This window comes from Natronolimnohabitans innermongolicus JCM 12255 (assembly GCF_000337215.1).
GTDB lineage: Archaea > Halobacteriota > Halobacteria > Halobacteriales > Natrialbaceae > Natronolimnohabitans > Natronolimnohabitans innermongolicus.
Map to the genome: position 1 here is coordinate 19,454 of NZ_AOHZ01000075.1, position 17,298 is coordinate 36,751.

Below are 17,298 nucleotides of genomic sequence, written 5' to 3' on the forward strand. Positions count from 1 at the left end.
TTGGTGTCGGCTGTTTCCGGGAGATGTCGCATATACGAACCCGGCGGAGAACGGAGAACACCGGCGCTGTCGGGTCTGAATTAGCAGGTTCGATCTGGCGGCTCCCACTCGGTGTACTCGAGCAGGTCCGGGTTCGCCGGCTCACACAGCGGCGCGGGGTCGACGATGCTCTCGGATCGCATGCCGGAGACCGTCCCCTCGAGTGCTGTGAGGGCTTCGGTCGCCGGGGCACGGGCGAGCGTCGGCGTGCCGTCGACGCGGTGTAGCTCCTGGTCGACTGGATCCGTCGGAGCGTGTGAACGGTCGAGGACCGCCTCGTCGGTGGTAACGTCCGGTGATCCGATCGCTCCGTGCCAGAAGTTCCCCTCGCCGTCCTCGCTCCAGACCCGGAGCGTGCCGATTCGGGCGTTCGCGTGGTTGTCGTTTCCGACGAAGTCGTTCCCGGTCACCTCGTTGGTCGGGAGGTGGTTGTTCGCCGCTACACCCACGACGTTACCCGCGAGGACGTTCCCCTCGTAAATCGAGTTGCCCGCACCGGTGGTCAGACCGACGTCCGTGTCGGTGACGAGGTTGTCGGCGACGTACGAGCGCGAACCGGCCATGAGAATCCCCCGCGAGACGTTTCGCACCTCGTTGCCAACGACGGCGTTGTGTTCGGGGTCGGTCATTACGTCGATCCCCGTCGAGGTCGCGTCTTCGATCCGATTATCCGCGAGTAGCGTGCCCGAGGAGTACATCAGGTGGACGCCGATTCGGTTGTTCTCGAGTGCGTTGTTTCGCAAGACGACGCCGTCCGAACGGTGGAGGTAGATCCCGTCGCGGCCGTCGACAAGCGTCGAGTCCTCGACGACGGCCCCCGGGGAGCGGATCGTCGTGACGGCCATGTCGCCGTCGCCCCACTGATCGTTTCCGTGGACGGTGACGTTTCGGACGACGCTCTCGGGCGCGTCGCGAAGCAGGACGCCGGTTGTCGGCGTTTCGATCGTCACGTTCTCGACCAGCGCGTTCGAAGCCTCGTCGAGTTCGACGCCGACGTCGCCCTGACCGTACGCTCCCTCGATAACGTCGTCGCTGTCGGCTCGTTCGTCGTCCGTTGCCTCCGTCGCGTCGCCGACGCCGTCGATCCGCAGGTCCGAGATCGCCGCGCGGTCGGACGCGAGGACGAGAACGGAGCCGTTGCCGTCGCCGCGAAGGGTGGTCTCGGCGTCCGTTTCGGCGCCGTCGCCGCCACCCTGCCCGACGATCGTGATCGGTCGGTCCACCTCGATTTCGTCCGGTACCTCGTGGACGCCCTCGGGGACGACGACCGTCGACTCGGCAGGCGCGGTTTCGACGGCCTCCTCGAGCGTGGCGGCGTCCTCGCCGACGACGACGTCGGCCGGACGATCCCGAAGGGACGTTGCCGCTGCGGTCAGTTCGTCGGCGCGGGCGTGGCGCTGGTCGACGCGGTCCCGGATCACAGCCGCGTCGTCGATCGCAAATTCGTGCTCGAGCAGCCCCTCCCAACTGACGACGGTGCCGCCGTAGTCGTCGACAAACGCGTCGGCATCCTCGCGGTCGGCGAAGGGAACGACCGTCTCGCCCGCAGGCGTTCGGGCGTCGCTGTCGACGACGAACACCGCCGATTCGGCCTCGATCCAGTCTGCGTTCCCGTCCTCGAGCGTCGGGTATCCCTCTTCGGTGAGTTGTACGTCGCCGCCGCTCGCGCCGTAATCCGTGACGTACACCGCGAGCGGGTAGCCGAACCGTTCTTCGTGGCCCGACGCGCCGTGGGCGTCGACGAAGCGTTCGATGCCTCGATAGCCGACGACGTACTCGTATTGGGAGTAGAACACCTGCGCTTTCGGCACGTCGACTTCGTCGAGGTCGTCTTCCGTCCCCACGTTCTCGAGGGCGACGCCTGTAGTGACGGTGTCGTGGAACGGGACCGGTTCCGTAGACGACGCTTCTGACCCCGCGTCGACGGCGAAGAGCCCGACGGCCCCAGCGAGGGCGATCGCGACGACGAGACCAACTGCAAGCGGACGGAGGCGATGGAAGGAAGCCATCGGTAGCGTTGTGCTATCTAGGCCGGTTGCTGCAATAGTCGGTCTGGTACGGCTATCGAAGGATCGAACGCGCGAGCCCGCGGATCCGCAGCGTCCGACCGTAGTAGTTTACAGGGGTTGATAGTGTGGCAAGGGGATGTGCGGAAGGTGGATACCGAGCGTCGCGAGCCCGTGTTGAAGCGGGATGTACCCGAGCACAACGAACGCGACGCCGAGTACACGGTGGAGTTTCATCCTGGTCTCGAGGCTAAGCGACTGGAACACGGTACCGTACAGGAACATCGACGGGACGGTTCCCGCTCCGAGCGCGGCCAGCGCGAGGACGCCGCCCGACGGCGATCCCTGGACGAACGCGTAGAGAAATGCCGGGTACAGTAGCGGACAGGGGAGCAAGCCGTGTACCGCGCCGAGACCAGCGATCCGGCTATCGCCGACCCAGGTGTCGACGTTCGCGAGGAGCCGACCGTGAACTCGTTCGAGGACCGGCTGAACGAGCGGCAAATCGACTGCGCCGCCGACGAGACCGCGCCCGACGAGGTAGTGGATGCCCATCGCGACGATCAGCGCGCCGACGACGATCCCGGCGATCGCGTGAACGTCGGTCGCGACTGCGGTCACCGCCTGTGGGGAGACGAAAACAAGCGATCCCGCGAGACCGAACAGTCCGCCGATAAGCGCGTAGCTGACCGTCCGGCCGAGGTTGAACAGCGCGTGCTGTTTGACCATGCCGACCGTCAGTTCGTTTCGGGCCGACGGCCCGCTGTTCTGGGCGCGCAACCGATCCGAGTACGTCGTCACCAGCGGGCCGCACATCCCCAGACAGTGTGCGCCGCCCAGGAGTCCAATCAGCGCGAAGACGACGAGGCTGACCGGCTCGATCGCGGTCGGATCGATCGCCGGATCGTAACACTGCTCGAGGACGACCTGCGAGACGGACAGCGAAGGCGGCGGCGACCAGGACTCGAGTCCGAACCCGTTGACGATCTCTCTCATTGGTCACTCGAAGCCGTCGGTAACCTGTTCGAGATCCGCTGTGATCTGTTCCGGGTCGGGGTCTTCCCCACGATAGGCTCGCTCGACGTATCCGTCGGGGTTGACGAGGAACGTGACCGTGATGTGCATAAAGTCGTACTCGGATCCGACACCCTCGCGCTCGAATAAGATGCCGAGGTCGTCATAAACGACGGACGTGGCCATCTCGTGGTCCTCGGGCCGAAGGTAGTGCCAGTTATCCGCCTCGTAATCGATTTCCATCATGTCGGCGTGCTCTCGAAGCGCATCGGCAGTGTCTCGTTCGGGATCGAACGTCACCGCGAGGAACCGAGTCTCGTCTTCGAGACCCCGTTCGTCCGCGTTCGTCTGGACCTGTGAGAACGAACTCATCAGCGGAATACATTCCGTGGGACAGGACGCGAAAAAGGCAGTTACGACGAGCGTGTCCGTGAGGGACTCGACGTCGATGGTCGTCTCGGCGATCGGGTCCTCGAGTTCGAACGCCGGGAACGGTTCTCCGTAGGTCTGGTAGGAGGGATCTCCCTGAATGTCCTCCTCTGGCGGCTCGAGGACGACGTTTTCGGCTGAATCGTCGTCTAGCAGACCGGTCAGGCAACCGGCGAGAGTCGTCAGTCCGGCCGTTACTCCGAGGGACAACGCGCGGCGGCGGTTCATTACGAGAAACTAGCTATTGGACGCGCAAGTAGCATCTGGTATAAACGTCGAATACGGGCCGAAGAAGCGTTGTTTCGACGGAACGACAATTCGAACGTGCAGCGACACGACGTCGACGGGCTGACGTATAGCAGCTCTTGCAACGATGTACACACTGACCGCAATGCGGTCCTGCGATCGGGTGTGCAGTGACTTGCAAGAGCTACTATCGTTTCGCAGTTCGGCGATGGCCTTCGAGTGGCCGAACGAGCGACGACTAGCCCGAGAACTCGTAGAGTTCGTCGCCGACGTGGTGCAGCGAGTCGATGACCTTGCCTTCGTCGCCGGTCATCTCCGCTCCCTCGACGCGGGCGCGGCCGACGGCCAGCACCTTCCCGTGGGACTCTTCGGCGATGACGACTAGATCCTCCGGCGAGATGTCGTCGGTGGCCTCGGTGATCCCCGGCCGCATCACGTCGGCGCCGTCGCTGACAAAGGAGATTGCGCCCGAATCGACGGTCACTACGCGCTTTTCGGGCTCGTAGGCGTTGGCGCCACGAACCGTCACGAACGGTTCCTCGTCGAAGTAGGCGACCTGCGGTTCGCCGTCGATGAGGACGACTTCCCAGTCGGTGTCCTCGAACTCGACGCGCTCGTAGGCGTCTCCGTCGGGCGTGACGCCGAGGTGGTCCTCGAGCGCCGCCTCGACGTCCGAGACGGCGTCGCTTCGGAGGTGATGTCGAGACTTGACCTGCATACCCGCCCTTCCCTCCAGACCCATATAACAGATCGGGTTCATCGCTCGACGGCGCTGGCGGCGGTGTCGTCGCTGCTACTGGAACGAGGGATGAGTATTCGTCCTCTCGAGCCGTAGACGACCTATGCTCGGAGCGCTCGGCGGCGAGGGAACGGATCGAATGGAGGCGTTGAGCGACGGTCTGTTCGCGATCGTGCTCACGCTGTTGGTGTTGCAGTTCGAGGTCCCGGACGTCCCCGCAGCCGAGTTGCCGGGAGCCGTCGCCGACCAGGAGACGCTGCTGCTCACCTACCTGCTGAGCTTTCTCGTCGTCGGCCTCTACTGGGTCATCCACCACAATCTCTTCCAGTACATCGAGGGCCACGACCGCCTGTTGCTGTGGCTCAACCTCTTTTTTCTGCTCTCGATCTCGTTTCTCCCGTATCCGACGGAGCTGGTGGGGCTGTACGGAACGCGGTTCGCCTGGACGCTGTACGCCGCCAACTTCGTTGTCGTCGGCCTGCTGTTGACCGCGCTGTGGAGCTACGCCGCTCGAGCGGGCCACACCGTCGACGCGATCGACGCGCGAACCGAGCGACTGGTCGCCGTTCGAGGACTGATCTCTCCGGCCGTCTTCGGACTCTCGGTCGCGGTCGCCGCGGTCTCGCTTCCGGCCGCGTTCGTCACGCCCGTACTGATCGTCCCGCTGCAACTCCTCTGGGTTCGCTACTACCGCCGCGGGTGCGATTCTCGCGTCGACGGCGACGTGGCCGGAGGGGCATAGTCGCTCCCCCCCGTCCGGCCTCGAGCGGGGCCGAACAACCCCGCTCAGTGACCGATTGCGCGTCCTGAGAGTCGGAACAGGTGACGAATGCGACAATTGCTAAGTATTAGCACGACCTCTGTAAGCGTATGTGGCCCTCCCGGACCAACACTGAGACGGTCACGTGTCTCGCCTGTGGCGACGAGGTGACGCGGTCGAAGGCCCGCGAGTACGACAAACACGGCGACCGGTGGGATCGCGACGACAAGGAGTTCGAACACCTATGCAAATCCTGTCACGATGAGCTCTGTCACTACCCGCGGGACGAACTCGAGGACGTGCTCGTCGAGAGTCGCGCCGGCGAAACCTCGCAGACGGCGTTTCTCTCGACGTATCTCGAAACTGTCGAGGAGCGGTACGGCACGCTCGAGGAGGAGTCCTGAGCGACTGCGGTTCTCGATGTTCGTTTGTTCGACGGTGGCGTGGGGACCCGAGTCCGCGACTCGAGAACGGTCGACCGCGACGCCCATCCCGACACGACTTTCACCCTTTCGTCCGTAGGCCCCGGTATGAGTAACGACGCACAGGCCGAGGCCGGCACGGCCGAAGGCCAGGGCCCCGTCGAAATCTCCGACGACCTCGCGCGCCATCTCGAGAACAAACGCGAGGAACTCTTCGAGAAGTTCGAGATCCGGGACGAGTTCCCGGCCGAGGTCCTCGAAGAAGCGAAGGAGTTGACGGGCGACGTCCAGGCGGACATCGACGACGAGATCGACGAGCGAACGGATCTGCGCGACCTGACGACGTGGACGACCGACCCGATCGACGCCCAGGACTTCGACGACGCGCTCTCGATCGAGGAGCGCGACGACGAGTACGTTCTCTGGGTACACATCGCCGACGTCACCCACTACGTCAATCCCGAGACGGCGATGTGGGACGAGGCCGTCGAGCGCTCGAACACGGTCTACCTCCCGGGCTACACCATCCACATGCTGCCGCCGATTCTGGCGGAGTCGGTCTGTTCGCTCGTGCCCGACGAGGAGCGCTTCGCCCACACCGTCGAGATGCACCTCGACAAGGAACACCTCGGCTACGAGAATATCGAGATCTACAAGTCGGTCATCGAGTCCGACGAACGACTCACCTACTCGCAGGCCGAGAACCGACTGGACGACCCCGACGCCCCGCTCCACGAGGAGAACAAACTCGTCCACGAACTCGCCGATCGGATGCACGAACAGCGCAAGGAAGACGGTTCCCTCGTGCTCAACCCCTCCCGCGACCGCGCCCACACCATCATCGAGGAGTGTATGCTGAAGGCCAACAAGGCTGTCACGCACACACTGATGTGGGAACGCGGCGTCGAAGCGATGTACCGCGTCCACCCGCAGCCAAGCCCCGACGAGTGGTCCGAAGCGCTACGGGAGATTCAGGACTTAGACGGCGTCTCCATCCCCGGCGATTCCTGGGACGATCCACGGAAGGCCGTCAACGCGACGCTCGAGGAGGCCCCTGGCCGGCAACTCGACAAGATCCAGTGGGCCGTGATGAAGGTCATGCCCCGCGCGAAGTACATGAACGACCCGTTCGGCGGCCACCACGCGCTGAACTTCGAGATCTACGGCCACTTCACGAGCCCGATTCGACGGCTCTCGGACCTGATCAACCACTGGATCGTCTACCAGAACGACGTTCCCGAGAACCTGATCGAACTCTGCGATCGCGCCAGCGATAAGCAAAAGGACGCCGAGCAGTGCGAACGCGAGTACAAGCAGTTCCTTCAGGAGGTCGGTCTCGATCCGATGGCGGTCAACAACCGCGGCATCGAGGTCGTAGACGAAAGCGAGGCCGAGAAGACGCTGTAGGCTCGGCCGATCCGGTCACGCTCGGTGTTTCCCGTTCCGCTCGAGAAGGTCCAAGACTGCTTCGACGAACCGCTCGTCATGTATAGTCGCCACTGACCGTCACTGCACACCTGCTCGCAGTACGGCGTTTTGATCCGTGTAAAACTCGTTTCAGTGGCTACTATAGAACGTCCCAACGTATCGCTTCGCGACAGCACTCGACGCACTCAGGGATCGGCGAGCGAACGGTCGTAGACGTGCTCCTCGAGTCCGTCGCCCAGATCCGACGGTCTCGTCTCGAGGCGGTCGAACCCGGCCGATTCGTAGAACGAGACGCCCACCTCGTTGGCCGCGAGGACGACCGCTCGGAGCCGATCACACGGTGGTCGAAGCTCGGCCTCGACGCGCTCGAGGAGCGCCGTTCCGGCGCCGTCGCCCCATCGATCAGGGCGAACGTACAGACGAGACAACAGGGCCGTTCCGCCGCCGTCGAGGCGGCCGGCGTGGGCGAATCCCGCTCCCTCGTCGTTCGCGGTCGCGAGCAGGAACGCGGCGCCGTCCCGCGTTCTCGCGTCGTCGATCGACGCCTCGAGGTCGTCGGCGGCGTACCAGTCGGAAACCGTCTCGTCGACCGTCTCCGGACCGAGGAGGTCGTCGTAGGCGGCGTGCCAACTCTCGCGAGCGACCTCGCGGACGGTCGCTGCGTCGGCCGGCGTCGCATAACGGACTGTCCAGTCCATACGAATCGGAGCGATCGATCGATCAAAAGTGTCCGGGCGGGTTCTCAGCCGTCCGTCTCGTTCCTCGGGCGCTTCGCTCGCCTCGTGATAGGATCGAATCGCTTTGTTTCGGTGAACTCGAGGGTCCCGTCGATCACCGGGGTGGAACGAGCGGCGACTGATTTAACAGGTTCACCAATCGGGTTCCATCGACGAGTTCGAGTCGGTCGCCGTACGTTCGGGCCTCGTCGCGTGCCGGTTGGGTAAACGAGGAACTCGTGACGACGATGGCCCTGTCGAAGCCGCGCGGTAAGAGTCCCCCCGTTTCGCGGACGACGCCGTTGCTGACCGTGTTGTCGGCCGCGTAGTTCTTGACCTGAATGGCGATCCGTTCTCGTCCATTTTCCGCGACGACGTCGATGCCCATGTCGCCCGTCTGCTTTTCGACGACGGTTCGGTAGCCCATCTCCGCCCAGAGGTCGCCGATCAGCACCTCGAAGTCGGCCCAGTGAAACGAGTGGAGATCGGCGGTCGTCCAGATGGCCTCCTCCATCCGGGAGATTCGGTTCACGTGTTCCGCGAGGATCGACGAGTCCCGTTGCTCGAGCGCTCGCCGAACCGCGGCTCGGAGCGTTCCGTCGTCGATTCCAGTGTACTCCGGTCGGTTTCGATCCCGGAACGAGTCAACCGCTCGCACCTGCTCCTGGAGGGTTTCGCACGCACGTACCGTCTCGGAGAGGCGCCGCGGCGGTTCCCGTCGGTTCCGAACGGCGTCGGCGAGTTGCTCCCAGCAGTCGTCGGTTTCGACGCGCCCCCACTCGTCGACGCGAGCGAGTCGCTCGACGAGTTCGGTAGTCCTCTCACAGCGACTGAGTTCGGCCGTCACGTCGGCGTCGTCGTCGGTCTCGGCCACCGCGAGCGACTCGAGTTGCGATCGCAACGCGGCCACGCCCGGAGCGCCGGCGTAGGGGCCGAGGTCCTGAAGCAGGTCATCACGCTCTTCGGCCCGCTCGAGCGTTTCGGCGGCGGTCTGAAGCTGTTCCCGACGGGTGACGATCTCGGCGGTCGATCCCGTTCGAACCTCGTCTCGAGCGGCGGCTATCACGTCTACGATGGGGTCGGCGCGTACCGGCGTGTCGAGTCGTTCGTGCCGCGTCTCGACCCGCTCTGCCCTGTCGAGGAGGTTCTCGTAGGCGTCGAGGGTGTTCTCGAACCGCTCGAGCGTCGCTTCGATTTCGTCGAACGGCGCGTCGGCACTCGGTCGGACGTTCTCGGGGAGCGTTTCGAGGCCGGTCGTCCCGCCGTCCAGCCTCACTGCCAACTCGTCACAGCGCGACTCGAGTCGGTCGAACGATTCGGCGGCTCGCGTTCGTCGACGGCTGTCGTACGCGCGTTTCCCGGCGTAGCCGGTTGCGCCGGCGACGACGCCGAGACCGGTGCCACCGACGAGGAGGTCCGCCCCGTTCTGCCGTCGTTCGGCGCTCTCGAGGGCCTCCTCCGCTCGGTCGTACTCGCCCGCTTCGAGAGATGCTCGCGCGTCGTCCACCTTTCCCGGCTTGCCGAAGTACGCCGCCAGCGTCGCCGACAGCCGACCGAACGTCCCCTGCTCGTCGACTTCCTCGATCCGGCTACCGACGGCCGCTCGCCGACCGACGTAGGACGTGATCTCGGTTCGATCGGCGACGTAGAATCGATCCGTTCCGATCGCCCAGCCGTCGATCGTCGTCGCGAGCGCGTGCTCACCGAGTCGATCCCCCGTCGCCGGATCGAGGAAGACGAGTTCGTCCCCGTCGACCACGGCGACCAGCAGTCCGTCGAGGATCCCGGCGCGCCAGACCGGACCGAGGTCCGCGCTCCAGACGATCGACTCGCGCTCGAGATCGATCGCGGTGAGCCCGCCGACCGAACTCACGTACCAGTTGTCCGCCCGGGTAAACGCCGCCGTCGCGGTCCCCTCGAGCGTCGTCTCGGCGATCGAGAACCGGTCGCGTCCGTCGGCCGGATCGTACGCCGAGACGGAACCCTCGAACTCGGGGAGCAACACGGTATCGTCGACGATCGACGGGAAGTCGAAGTTGCCCGCCGGCGTTCGTTCCCAGCGGAGCGCGCCCGACTCGAGGTTCCGACACTGCAGCGTCCGCGGCTCGATCGTCAACTCGAACTCCGGGAAGCCCGACCACGCTCCGTTCATGACGTAGAACTGGCCGTTGTCGCGGTCGACGACGGGCGCGTAGAACCCGGATCCGTGCGCTTCCCACTCCTTTCGCCCCGTCTCGCGGTCGAACGCCTCGACGGCGCCGCCGTCGTCATCGGTTCGGTGCCGATAGTCCCCCTCGTAGGTGATCGAACTCACGAGAAACAGGTCCTCGCCTACCGACGCCCGAGTCGGGTGTCGCCCCGCCGTCTCCCGGCGCCACCGTTCGCTGCCGTCGTCTCTCGAAACGGCGAACACCGTCTCCGTGCCGGAAATCACCAGCGTCTCCTCGAGAACGGCGGGCTGACTGAGTTGCTCGTCGTAGCCGGCGAGCCACTCGACCGATCCCGTCTCCGCGTCGACGGCGGCGAGAAATGCGTCGTACTCGCCGAACCCCGCCGACTCCCTGTTGTGAACGGTATAGATCGTCGATCCGGCGACGGTCATGCGCTGACTACCTGGAACAGTCTCTCCGGAGACGTTCCAGTCCGACGGCGGGTCGGCGATGATATTCGCAGTCCACTCCGCGACCGGCGGAAGGCCGTACGCCGCCGCGGCGTCGTCCGGCGCTCCCCGAACGCGGTCCATCCCGGTCGCGGCGCCGACCACGCCGAGCGTCGCCGCCCCACCTGTCAGAAGAAAATCCCGTCGAAACATACGCTCTTCGCGAAGAGAGACTCTTCGCGAGATTAAACGCTTGGGTCGGCGCCGCGGACGAATCACTCGACGGCGTCGGGCTCGTCGCTCTCGAGCAGCCGTTTCGAACGCGATGGAACGTCGATCCGACTCGGTGTGCGAGGCGGTCCGCGTCGTCGAGACGAAGCGGCCGGTGACTCGAGAGCCGCTCTCGCTACCGGTTTGCGTCCGCGATCGGTTTCTCGTAGACGTACTCTTCGAGTCCCGCGGCCAGCCCGTTCGGCCGCCTCGAAACGGGGTCGAACCCCCGCGATTCGGCGAACGAGCGGCCGCCGTCGTTGTCCGCGAGGACGGCCAGTCGGAGTCGATCGAACGACCCCCGAAGCTCGTCCTCGAGGGCGGTCACGAGCGCCGTTCCGGTGCCGTCGCGCCAGACGTCCGGACTGACGTGGAGGCGCGCGAGGTAGGCGACCGAATCGTCCTCCGGCCACGGTATCGCGTGGACGAATCCGGCGCACTCGCGGTCGAACTCGGTGCGGTCCGCGTCGGGTCGTCCGCCGTCGGTCCTGGAGTTCGCTTCGGCGTTCACGGCGGCGCTTGGTCCGTCGACGGTCGTCTCCCTGGTGTGCGTCCCGCGGTCCGCGGTTCGCGGCTCGGCGACGAGAAAAACAGCATCGGCGCGGTCCGTCGTCCCCGCTATCGCCGACTCGAGGTCGCCGAGTGCGTACCACTCGTCGACGACGTCGTCGACCCGCTCGGCGCCGAGAATGTCGTCGTAGGCGGCGTGCCAGCTGGCGCGGGCGGTCTCGTGAATCGCCCAGACGTCCTCGAGCGTCGCCGGCCGCACGTCTCGCGTCACGTGTCGGTGTAGTGGGCCGACGACAAAAAGTCCGTGGCCGGCCCGTGAGCGGTGTTACAGGCGCTGATACGTTCGTTTGCGACTTTCTCGAGCTCGTTGTATATCGGTCAGTTTGGTCGTTCGATGTGGCCGGTTCCGGTCGATGGCATCCCGTGTTCGGCGTCGCCGCCTCACTCGACCGTAAACGTCTCCGAATCGATCCGATCGCCGCCGACCCAACACTCCTTGGCGAACCAGGCGAAGTAGCCCACGACTCCGAGCGTGAGGACGGCCTCGAGCGGGCCGAGTCCGGTGATGCCGTCGCCGGTGAGGAGACTCGCCGCGCTGACGACGCCCCAGCCGACCGCGAGCAGGCCGATCGCGATGCCGGCGAGGCGCGGCCACTCGAGGGTGGTCGAGCCGAGGAGGACGCGCTCCCAGCGGCCGGCGGCGAACATCGCGAGGCCGACGAGGGCGAGCCAGACGACGACGCCGACCGTTCCGGGGGTCGTCGGCACGCCGAGGACGACGACGAAGCTGGCGGCCAGCAACAGCGTGACGAATCCGCCGCCGACGAGGCCGTGGCGAATCACGCGCTTCTGTGCGTTCATCGGCCGCCAGTTCGGACGCCGTCGTCGTTAACCGTTCGGATCGCTAGCGTGATGCCGCCCGGACGGTGTGAGAGTGTGCCGGTCGATTCTCGGTGGGGCGTCGGGGACCGGGTCGGTGGCGAAATCGGAATCGAGACGGCCCAACTGGATCGAACTGACGCCGCACAGGGACTCATACGGGTTACCGTCCGTCAGTTCCGGCGCAACCGCCGCTCGGGTCGCAGTTGCGCCGGGACATCGGTACAGCAATCCGTCTCACTCGTCGTCGCATGCTGGCGGCGGTTTCGGCTGGTGGCCGGAGGGGCGTCCATCACCCATCAGTGTTGCACTGCACCGTAGTTATTAATATAGGTAGTCGAAATAATAACAGTCGAGAACCAGTGGTTGACACGACTGTGACGATCGTCGGCGGCGGGGTACACGGCGTCCACCTGGCGATCAGACTGCTCGAATCGGGACTCGTCGATCGATCCGAACTGCGAATCGTCGAACCGGACGGCCTCCTCGGCGGCTTTCGTCGCAAGTGCGCCCAGTGTGGCATGGCCGAACTCAGGTCGCCGTTCGTCCACCACGTCGACTCGGATCCGTTCTCGCTGCGAGACTTCGCTCGTCGCCGAAACCGCGGCGACGAACTCGTCGGAAGCGAGGTGGGTGCCGATCGGCCGACGCTCTCGTTGTTCTTCGATCATGCCGATGCGGTCTGTGAGCGGGTCGATCTCGAATCGCTCGTCGTCGAGGCGGCCGTCACCGACGTCACCGACAGCGGCGATCGTGTCGTCCTCGAGACGTCGGCCGGCCGCCACACTACGCGGTGGTGTCTCCTCGCCGTCGGCCACGATCGGTCCCATACCTGTCCAGACTGGGCGGCAGACCTTCCAGCGTCGGCACCGGTCTCGCACGTCTGGGATCGCGAGTTCGATCCCGACGCGATCGACGAATTCGCTTCGGCCGGCGTCGTCGGCGGCGGAATCACGGCGGCGCAGGTTGCGACCATGCTCGCACAACCGGGTCGAGACGTGACGCTGTTCGCTCGGAGCCCGTTTCGCGTCGAATCCCTCGAGGCCGGGACCGACTGGATGCATTTCTCGGGACCCGTCGCGGACCTCCGAGAACTGCCGCCGGCGTCCGAGGACCGGGCTCGAACGGTCGCCGACGCGCGCCACGACGGCGCCATGCCGCCGTACGTCTTTCGTCGGTTGCGGCGGGCGATCGATACGGGCTCGGTCGCCCTCGAGCGAACGGCGATCACGACTGCGACCGCGGCCGGCGGCACCGTCGTCGTCACCTGTCGGGACGGCACTGCACGGTGTCTCGACCGGCTCGTCTGTGCGACGGGCTTCGACTCGCCGTACGACGGTGCGTTGTTCTCTCGCCTCCGGGCTGATCCGTCGCTTCGGACCGGATACCGAGGTGCGCCGGTGCTCGAAGACGACACGCTCCGCTGGCTTCGGGCCGACGGCTCGCCGTCGCGGATCGCGGTCTCCGGCGTCGCCGCCCAGCAGGCCCTCGGTCCGTTCGCCCGCAACGTCATCGGCGCCCGGCGAGCCGGGACGGTCGTTCTCGACTGGCTCGACGACGAACTCGAAACGTCGCCATCAGCTTCGGGGTCGTCCGCCGTTCGAACACGTGAGTAGTCGGGCGTCGTCGATTCGATGTTCGCCTCGCACCGAACACGGGCTCCCCGAATTTTAATAAACCATCCTCTGCTATTAGCAACTTATTTTCCCCTCGAGCCTGTACCCTGCCTACGGCGATCGGCGCAACGGAACGAGGCCATAGCGCGCCACGTCGCTGAGACACCGATGACTGACGACACTGAATCCACGGACGAAGCGGAGGAACGAACAGGTCAAACCCGCGTCTGCAGAGCGACCGGTCGCGAGCAAGGACTAATCGGCAAGTACGATATCTGGTTAAGTCGACAGGCGTTTCGCGAGATGGCTCGCGATATCGGCTTTCGAAAGTACGACTGAGACGGACTGCTGTAACGATTTACCGCCGATCGCCGAACCCGTCCTGTCGACCGGCGGTAATTGACTACAGTAGACCGTATGAGCGAGTAAGCGCCCGTTCGACCGCCGATCAGTCGTCGTCCATCGGCGCCGTCACGGGCTCGACGCGCTCGCCGCGGGGCCCCTCGAGATCCACCTTCGGGAGCAGGTCGCGCAGGTAGCGACCCGTGTGCGAGTCCTCGAGTTGGGCGACTTCCTCGGGCGTGCCGGTGGCGACGATTTCGCCGCCGTGCTCGCCGCCTTCCGGACCGAGGTCGATGATGTGGTCCGCGTTTTTGACGAGGTCGAGTTCGTGCTCGATGACGACGGCGGTGTTGCCGTTGTCGGTCAGCCGGTGGAGCACCTCGATCAGCTTGCGCTCGTCCTCGTGGTGGAGTCCGGTCGTCGGCTCGTCGAGCAGATAGAGGGTGTCGCCGGTGTCTTTTTTCCCCAACTCTTCGGCGAGTTTGATCCGCTGGGCCTCACCACCGGAAAGCGTCGTCGAGGGCTGGCCGAGGGTCATGTAGTCGAGTCCGACGTCTTTCAACAGCTTGAGGCGGCGACGGATCTGGGAGTTCGACTCGAAGAACTCGTAGGCTTCGTCGACCTCCATGTCGAGTACGTCCGAGATGGTCTTGCCCTTGTAGGTGACGTCCAGCGTGGCGTCGTTGTAGCGGGCCCCCTCACACTCTTCGCAGGGAACGTAGACGTCGCTCAGGAAGTTCATCTCGATCTTGACGGTGCCCTGGCCGCCACACTCCTCGCAGCGACCGTCCTTGACGTTGAACGAGAAGCGCCCCTTCTCGTAGCCTCGCTGTTTGGCGAGTTTGGTCTGGGCGAACAGCTCGCGGATGTAATCGAAGACGCCGGTGTAGGTCGCGGGGTTCGATCGCGGCGTGCGGCCGATCGGCGACTGGTCGATCAGCCGCACGGTCTCGATCTCCGCGAGTCCCTCGAGGGCGTCGTGCTCGCCCGGGATGACGCTCGTGTTATCGTTCATCTCGCGTGCGAGACCCTTGTAGAGCACCTCGTGCATCAGGGTGGACTTTCCGGAGCCGGAGACGCCCGTGATGGCCGTCATACAGCCAAGCGGGATATCGACGTCGACGTCCGCGAGGTTGTGCTGGCGGGCGCCGCGGATCGTCAGCGCCCCCGCCGGATCGCGTCGCTCGTCGGGAACGGGAATCTGGCGGCGGCCGGAGAGGTAGTCGCCGGTGATCGAGTCTTCGGTCGCTTTGACCTCCTCGACGGAGCCGTTGACGACGACCTCGCCGCCGCGCTTGCCGGGGCCGGGCCCCATGTCGATGACGTTGTCCGCGCGGCGCATCGTCTCCTCGTCGTGTTCGACGACGAGCAGGGTGTTACCCAGGTCGCGAAGCTCACAGAGCGTGTCCAGCAGGCGGTCGTTGTCCCGCTGGTGGAGCCCGATCGAGGGCTCGTCTAAGACGTAGAGGACGCCGACGAGGCCCGAACCGATCTGCGTCGCGAGTCGGATGCGCTGGCTCTCGCCGCCCGACAGGGTGGCGGCCTCCCGGTCGAGGGTCAGGTACTCGAGTCCGACCTCGACCATGAAGCTCAGCCGCGCGCGGATCTCTTTCAGAATCTCCTCGGCGATCACCTTCTCGCGCTCGGTGAGGTCCGCCTCGAGCGACTCGAAGTGCGCCAGAGCGTCGCCGATGCTCATCGCGTTGATCTCGGTGATCGCCGTTCCGTCGACGAGCACGGCGCGGCTGGCGGGCTTGAGGCGGGTCCCGTCGCAGGACGGACACTCCGTCGCCGACATGTAGTCCTCGATGTGTTCCCGGGTCGAGTCCGAGTCGGTCTCGAGGTAGCGTCGCTCGAGGTTGGGGATGACGCCCTCGAAGCGCTTGCGCTTGCGACGCGTGCCGTTTCGCGTGCTTCGCTCGAACGTGACCTTCTCGCTGGTACCGTAGAGGAATGCCTGCTGAACGTCGTCGTCGAGCTCCTCGAACAGCGTCGTCAGCGAGACGTCGAAGTGTTCGGCGACGGCGTCGAGCCGGGTCTGGTAGTACGAGCGGTTGTAGCTCCAGGCCTCGAAGACGTGTTTCAGCGGTTTGGACTCGTCCTGGATGACGAGATCCTCGTCGACCTCCTTGGTCTCGCCCAGCCCCTCGCACTCGGGACAGGCGCCGTGGGGCGAGTTAAACGAGAAGGAGCGGGTCTCGATCTCGGGGACGTCGATCCCGCAGTGCGTACAGGCCAGATCCTTCGAGAACTCGACGACGAAGCGGTCGTCATCCTCGCCGTCGTCGCCCAGCGCGCCCGTGCGTCGGGCCTCTTCGCCCAGGTCTTCGGCGGCCTCGGCCGGTGCGTCGGGGAGGATGACCTTCAGGACGCCCTCGGCCTCGTCTAAGGCCGTCTCGACGCTGTCGACGATCCGCGGGCGGTCCTCGGCGGAGACCTTCACGCGGTCGACGATGACGTCGATCGTGTGGTCGAAATTCTCGTCTAAGTCTGGTTTCTCGAGCGTGAGGTCGTGTTCCTCGCCGTCGACCTCGACGCGGGCGTACCCCTCCGAGACGAGTTCGTCGAAGAGGTCCTCGAAAGCGCCCTTCTGGTCGCGGACGACCGGGGCCGCGAGTTTGGCCTTCGTTCCTTCCGGAAGCTCGAGGATGCGCTCGACCATGTTCTGGGCCGACTGTTCGCCGACTTCGCGGCCACAATCGGGACAGTGGGGGGTGCCGACGCGGGCGTAGAGAAGACGGAGATAGTCGTGAAGCTCCGTGACGGTCCCCACCGTCGATCGCGGGTTGTTCGCGGCGTTCTTCTGATCGATCGAGATCGCCGGGGAGAGTCCCTCGACGGTCTCGACCTGTGGCTTGTCCATCTGGCCGAGGAAGTTCCGGGCGTACGCCGAGAGACTCTCGATATAGCGTCGCTGGCCTTCGGCGTAGATGGTCTCGAACGCAAGCGAGGATTTCCCCGACCCCGAGAGTCCGGTGACGACGGTAAACTCCTCGCGGGGGATGGTGACGTCGAGATCCTTGAGGTTATGCTCTTCTGCCCCCCGTACTTCGATGTAGTCTTTGCTCATGTGTTCGTGACAGTCGGTGTCCAAATATCTGCGCGACTCGCTGCTCGATTCACTGTGACTAAGTCAGCGGCCGAAGCAACTTAACGGGTCTGAAAGCGCAGTAGGGTGGTGTGTGCTAGCAATTTTCTCACTCGCCGCATCCCTCTCACGCGTGCGCGAAGCCAGTTCAGACGCCGGCCGGCCCAGACGCCGATCGAGACCGTCGTCCAGATC

At 65.1% G+C, this 17,298-nt stretch carries 14 protein-coding genes; 5 read left to right on the forward strand and 9 right to left on the reverse strand.

Annotated features, from left to right (window positions below; translation table 11 throughout):
* Window positions 1-80: 80 nt before the first annotated feature.
* The 4 genes from C493_RS15415 to C493_RS15430 form a co-directional block, all read right to left on the reverse strand.
* The gene (locus C493_RS15415; RefSeq protein ID WP_007260396.1) at window positions 81-2,048 is read right to left on the reverse strand and encodes a NosD domain-containing protein; all 1,968 of its coding nucleotides are present in this window, start codon (window positions 2,046-2,048) and stop codon (window positions 81-83) included.
* Window positions 2,049-2,156: 108 nt separating this feature from the next.
* The gene (locus C493_RS15420) at window positions 2,157-3,041 is read right to left on the reverse strand and encodes a sulfite exporter TauE/SafE family protein (protein ID WP_007260397.1); all 885 of its coding nucleotides are present in this window, start codon (window positions 3,039-3,041) and stop codon (window positions 2,157-2,159) included.
* 3 nt (window positions 3,042-3,044) lie between these two features.
* Complete coding sequence (locus tag C493_RS15425) at window positions 3,045-3,716, reverse strand: SCO family protein (protein WP_007260398.1); 672 nt, start codon at window positions 3,714-3,716, stop codon at window positions 3,045-3,047.
* 256 nt (window positions 3,717-3,972) lie between these two features.
* Window positions 3,973-4,452: an RNA-binding protein gene (locus tag C493_RS15430; RefSeq protein WP_007260399.1), complete on the reverse strand. Its 480-nt coding sequence runs from the start codon at window positions 4,450-4,452 to the stop codon at window positions 3,973-3,975.
* A 124-nt stretch (window positions 4,453-4,576) separates the two neighbouring features.
* Here C493_RS15430 and C493_RS15435 point away from each other — a divergent pair, with 124 nt between their 5' ends.
* The 3 genes from C493_RS15435 (at window position 4,577) to C493_RS15445 (ending at window position 7,062) form a co-directional block, all read left to right on the forward strand.
* Window positions 4,577-5,215, forward strand: a complete 639-nt coding sequence (locus C493_RS15435) for a TMEM175 family protein (protein WP_007260400.1) — start codon at window positions 4,577-4,579, stop codon at window positions 5,213-5,215.
* A gap of 128 nt (window positions 5,216-5,343) precedes the next feature.
* Complete coding sequence (locus C493_RS15440) at window positions 5,344-5,637, forward strand: DUF7562 family protein (protein ID WP_007260401.1); 294 nt, start codon at window positions 5,344-5,346, stop codon at window positions 5,635-5,637.
* Window positions 5,638-5,763: 126 nt separating this feature from the next.
* Window positions 5,764-7,062: an RNB domain-containing ribonuclease gene (locus C493_RS15445; protein WP_049889404.1), complete on the forward strand. Its 1,299-nt coding sequence runs from the start codon at window positions 5,764-5,766 to the stop codon at window positions 7,060-7,062.
* 206 nt (window positions 7,063-7,268) lie between these two features.
* Here C493_RS15445 and C493_RS15450 read toward each other — a convergent pair whose 3' ends face one another.
* From C493_RS15450 to C493_RS15465, 4 genes are all read right to left on the reverse strand, one after another.
* Window positions 7,269-7,781: a GNAT family N-acetyltransferase gene (locus C493_RS15450; protein WP_007260403.1), complete on the reverse strand. Its 513-nt coding sequence runs from the start codon at window positions 7,779-7,781 to the stop codon at window positions 7,269-7,271.
* Between the two features lie 133 nt (window positions 7,782-7,914).
* Window positions 7,915-10,611: a restriction endonuclease gene (locus tag C493_RS15455; protein ID WP_007260404.1), complete on the reverse strand. Its 2,697-nt coding sequence runs from the start codon at window positions 10,609-10,611 to the stop codon at window positions 7,915-7,917.
* Window positions 10,612-10,804: 193 nt separating this feature from the next.
* The gene (locus C493_RS15460) at window positions 10,805-11,449 is read right to left on the reverse strand and encodes a GNAT family N-acetyltransferase (RefSeq protein ID WP_007260405.1); all 645 of its coding nucleotides are present in this window, start codon (window positions 11,447-11,449) and stop codon (window positions 10,805-10,807) included.
* Between the two features lie 170 nt (window positions 11,450-11,619).
* Window positions 11,620-12,039 (reverse strand): hypothetical protein, encoded by a 420-nt coding sequence (locus C493_RS15465; protein WP_007260406.1) that lies wholly within the window; start codon window positions 12,037-12,039, stop codon window positions 11,620-11,622.
* A 380-nt stretch (window positions 12,040-12,419) separates the two neighbouring features.
* On the opposite strand from C493_RS15465, the gene C493_RS15470 reads away from it, so the two are divergent.
* A complete protein-coding gene (locus C493_RS15470; protein ID WP_049889405.1) occupies window positions 12,420-13,673 on the forward strand; it encodes an FAD/NAD(P)-binding protein in 1,254 nt (417 codons plus the stop codon).
* A 168-nt stretch (window positions 13,674-13,841) separates the two neighbouring features.
* Window positions 13,842-14,012, forward strand: a complete 171-nt coding sequence (locus C493_RS15475; RefSeq protein WP_007260408.1) for a 30S ribosomal protein S14 — start codon at window positions 13,842-13,844, stop codon at window positions 14,010-14,012.
* Window positions 14,013-14,121: 109 nt separating this feature from the next.
* On the opposite strand, the gene uvrA is transcribed toward C493_RS15475, so the two are convergent.
* Window positions 14,122-17,085 carry an excinuclease ABC subunit UvrA gene (gene uvrA / locus C493_RS15480; protein ID WP_007260409.1) on the reverse strand — a complete coding sequence of 988 codons (2,964 nt, stop codon included), beginning with the start codon at window positions 17,083-17,085 and terminating at the stop codon, window positions 14,122-14,124.
* Window positions 17,086-17,298 lie beyond the last annotated feature (213 nt).

Coding starts and splice junctions, on each gene's coding strand:
- C493_RS15415 (WP_007260396.1), bottom strand. CDS start 2,048: ATGGCTTCCTTCCATCGCCTCCGTCCGCTTGCAGTTGGTCTCGTCGTC.
- C493_RS15420 (WP_007260397.1), bottom strand. CDS start 3,041: ATGAGAGAGATCGTCAACGGGTTCGGACTCGAGTCCTGGTCGCCGCCG.
- C493_RS15425 (WP_007260398.1), bottom strand. CDS start 3,716: ATGAACCGCCGCCGCGCGTTGTCCCTCGGAGTAACGGCCGGACTGACG.
- C493_RS15430 (WP_007260399.1), bottom strand. CDS start 4,452: ATGCAGGTCAAGTCTCGACATCACCTCCGAAGCGACGCCGTCTCGGAC.
- C493_RS15435 (WP_007260400.1), top strand. CDS start 4,577: ATGCTCGGAGCGCTCGGCGGCGAGGGAACGGATCGAATGGAGGCGTTG.
- C493_RS15440 (WP_007260401.1), top strand. CDS start 5,344: ATGTGGCCCTCCCGGACCAACACTGAGACGGTCACGTGTCTCGCCTGT.
- C493_RS15445 (WP_049889404.1), top strand. CDS start 5,764: ATGAGTAACGACGCACAGGCCGAGGCCGGCACGGCCGAAGGCCAGGGC.
- C493_RS15450 (WP_007260403.1), bottom strand. CDS start 7,781: ATGGACTGGACAGTCCGTTATGCGACGCCGGCCGACGCAGCGACCGTC.
- C493_RS15455 (WP_007260404.1), bottom strand. CDS start 10,611: ATGTTTCGACGGGATTTTCTTCTGACAGGTGGGGCGGCGACGCTCGGC.
- C493_RS15465 (WP_007260406.1), bottom strand. CDS start 12,039: ATGAACGCACAGAAGCGCGTGATTCGCCACGGCCTCGTCGGCGGCGGA.
- C493_RS15475 (WP_007260408.1), top strand. CDS start 13,842: ATGACTGACGACACTGAATCCACGGACGAAGCGGAGGAACGAACAGGT.
- uvrA (WP_007260409.1), bottom strand. CDS start 17,085: ATGAGCAAAGACTACATCGAAGTACGGGGGGCAGAAGAGCATAACCTC.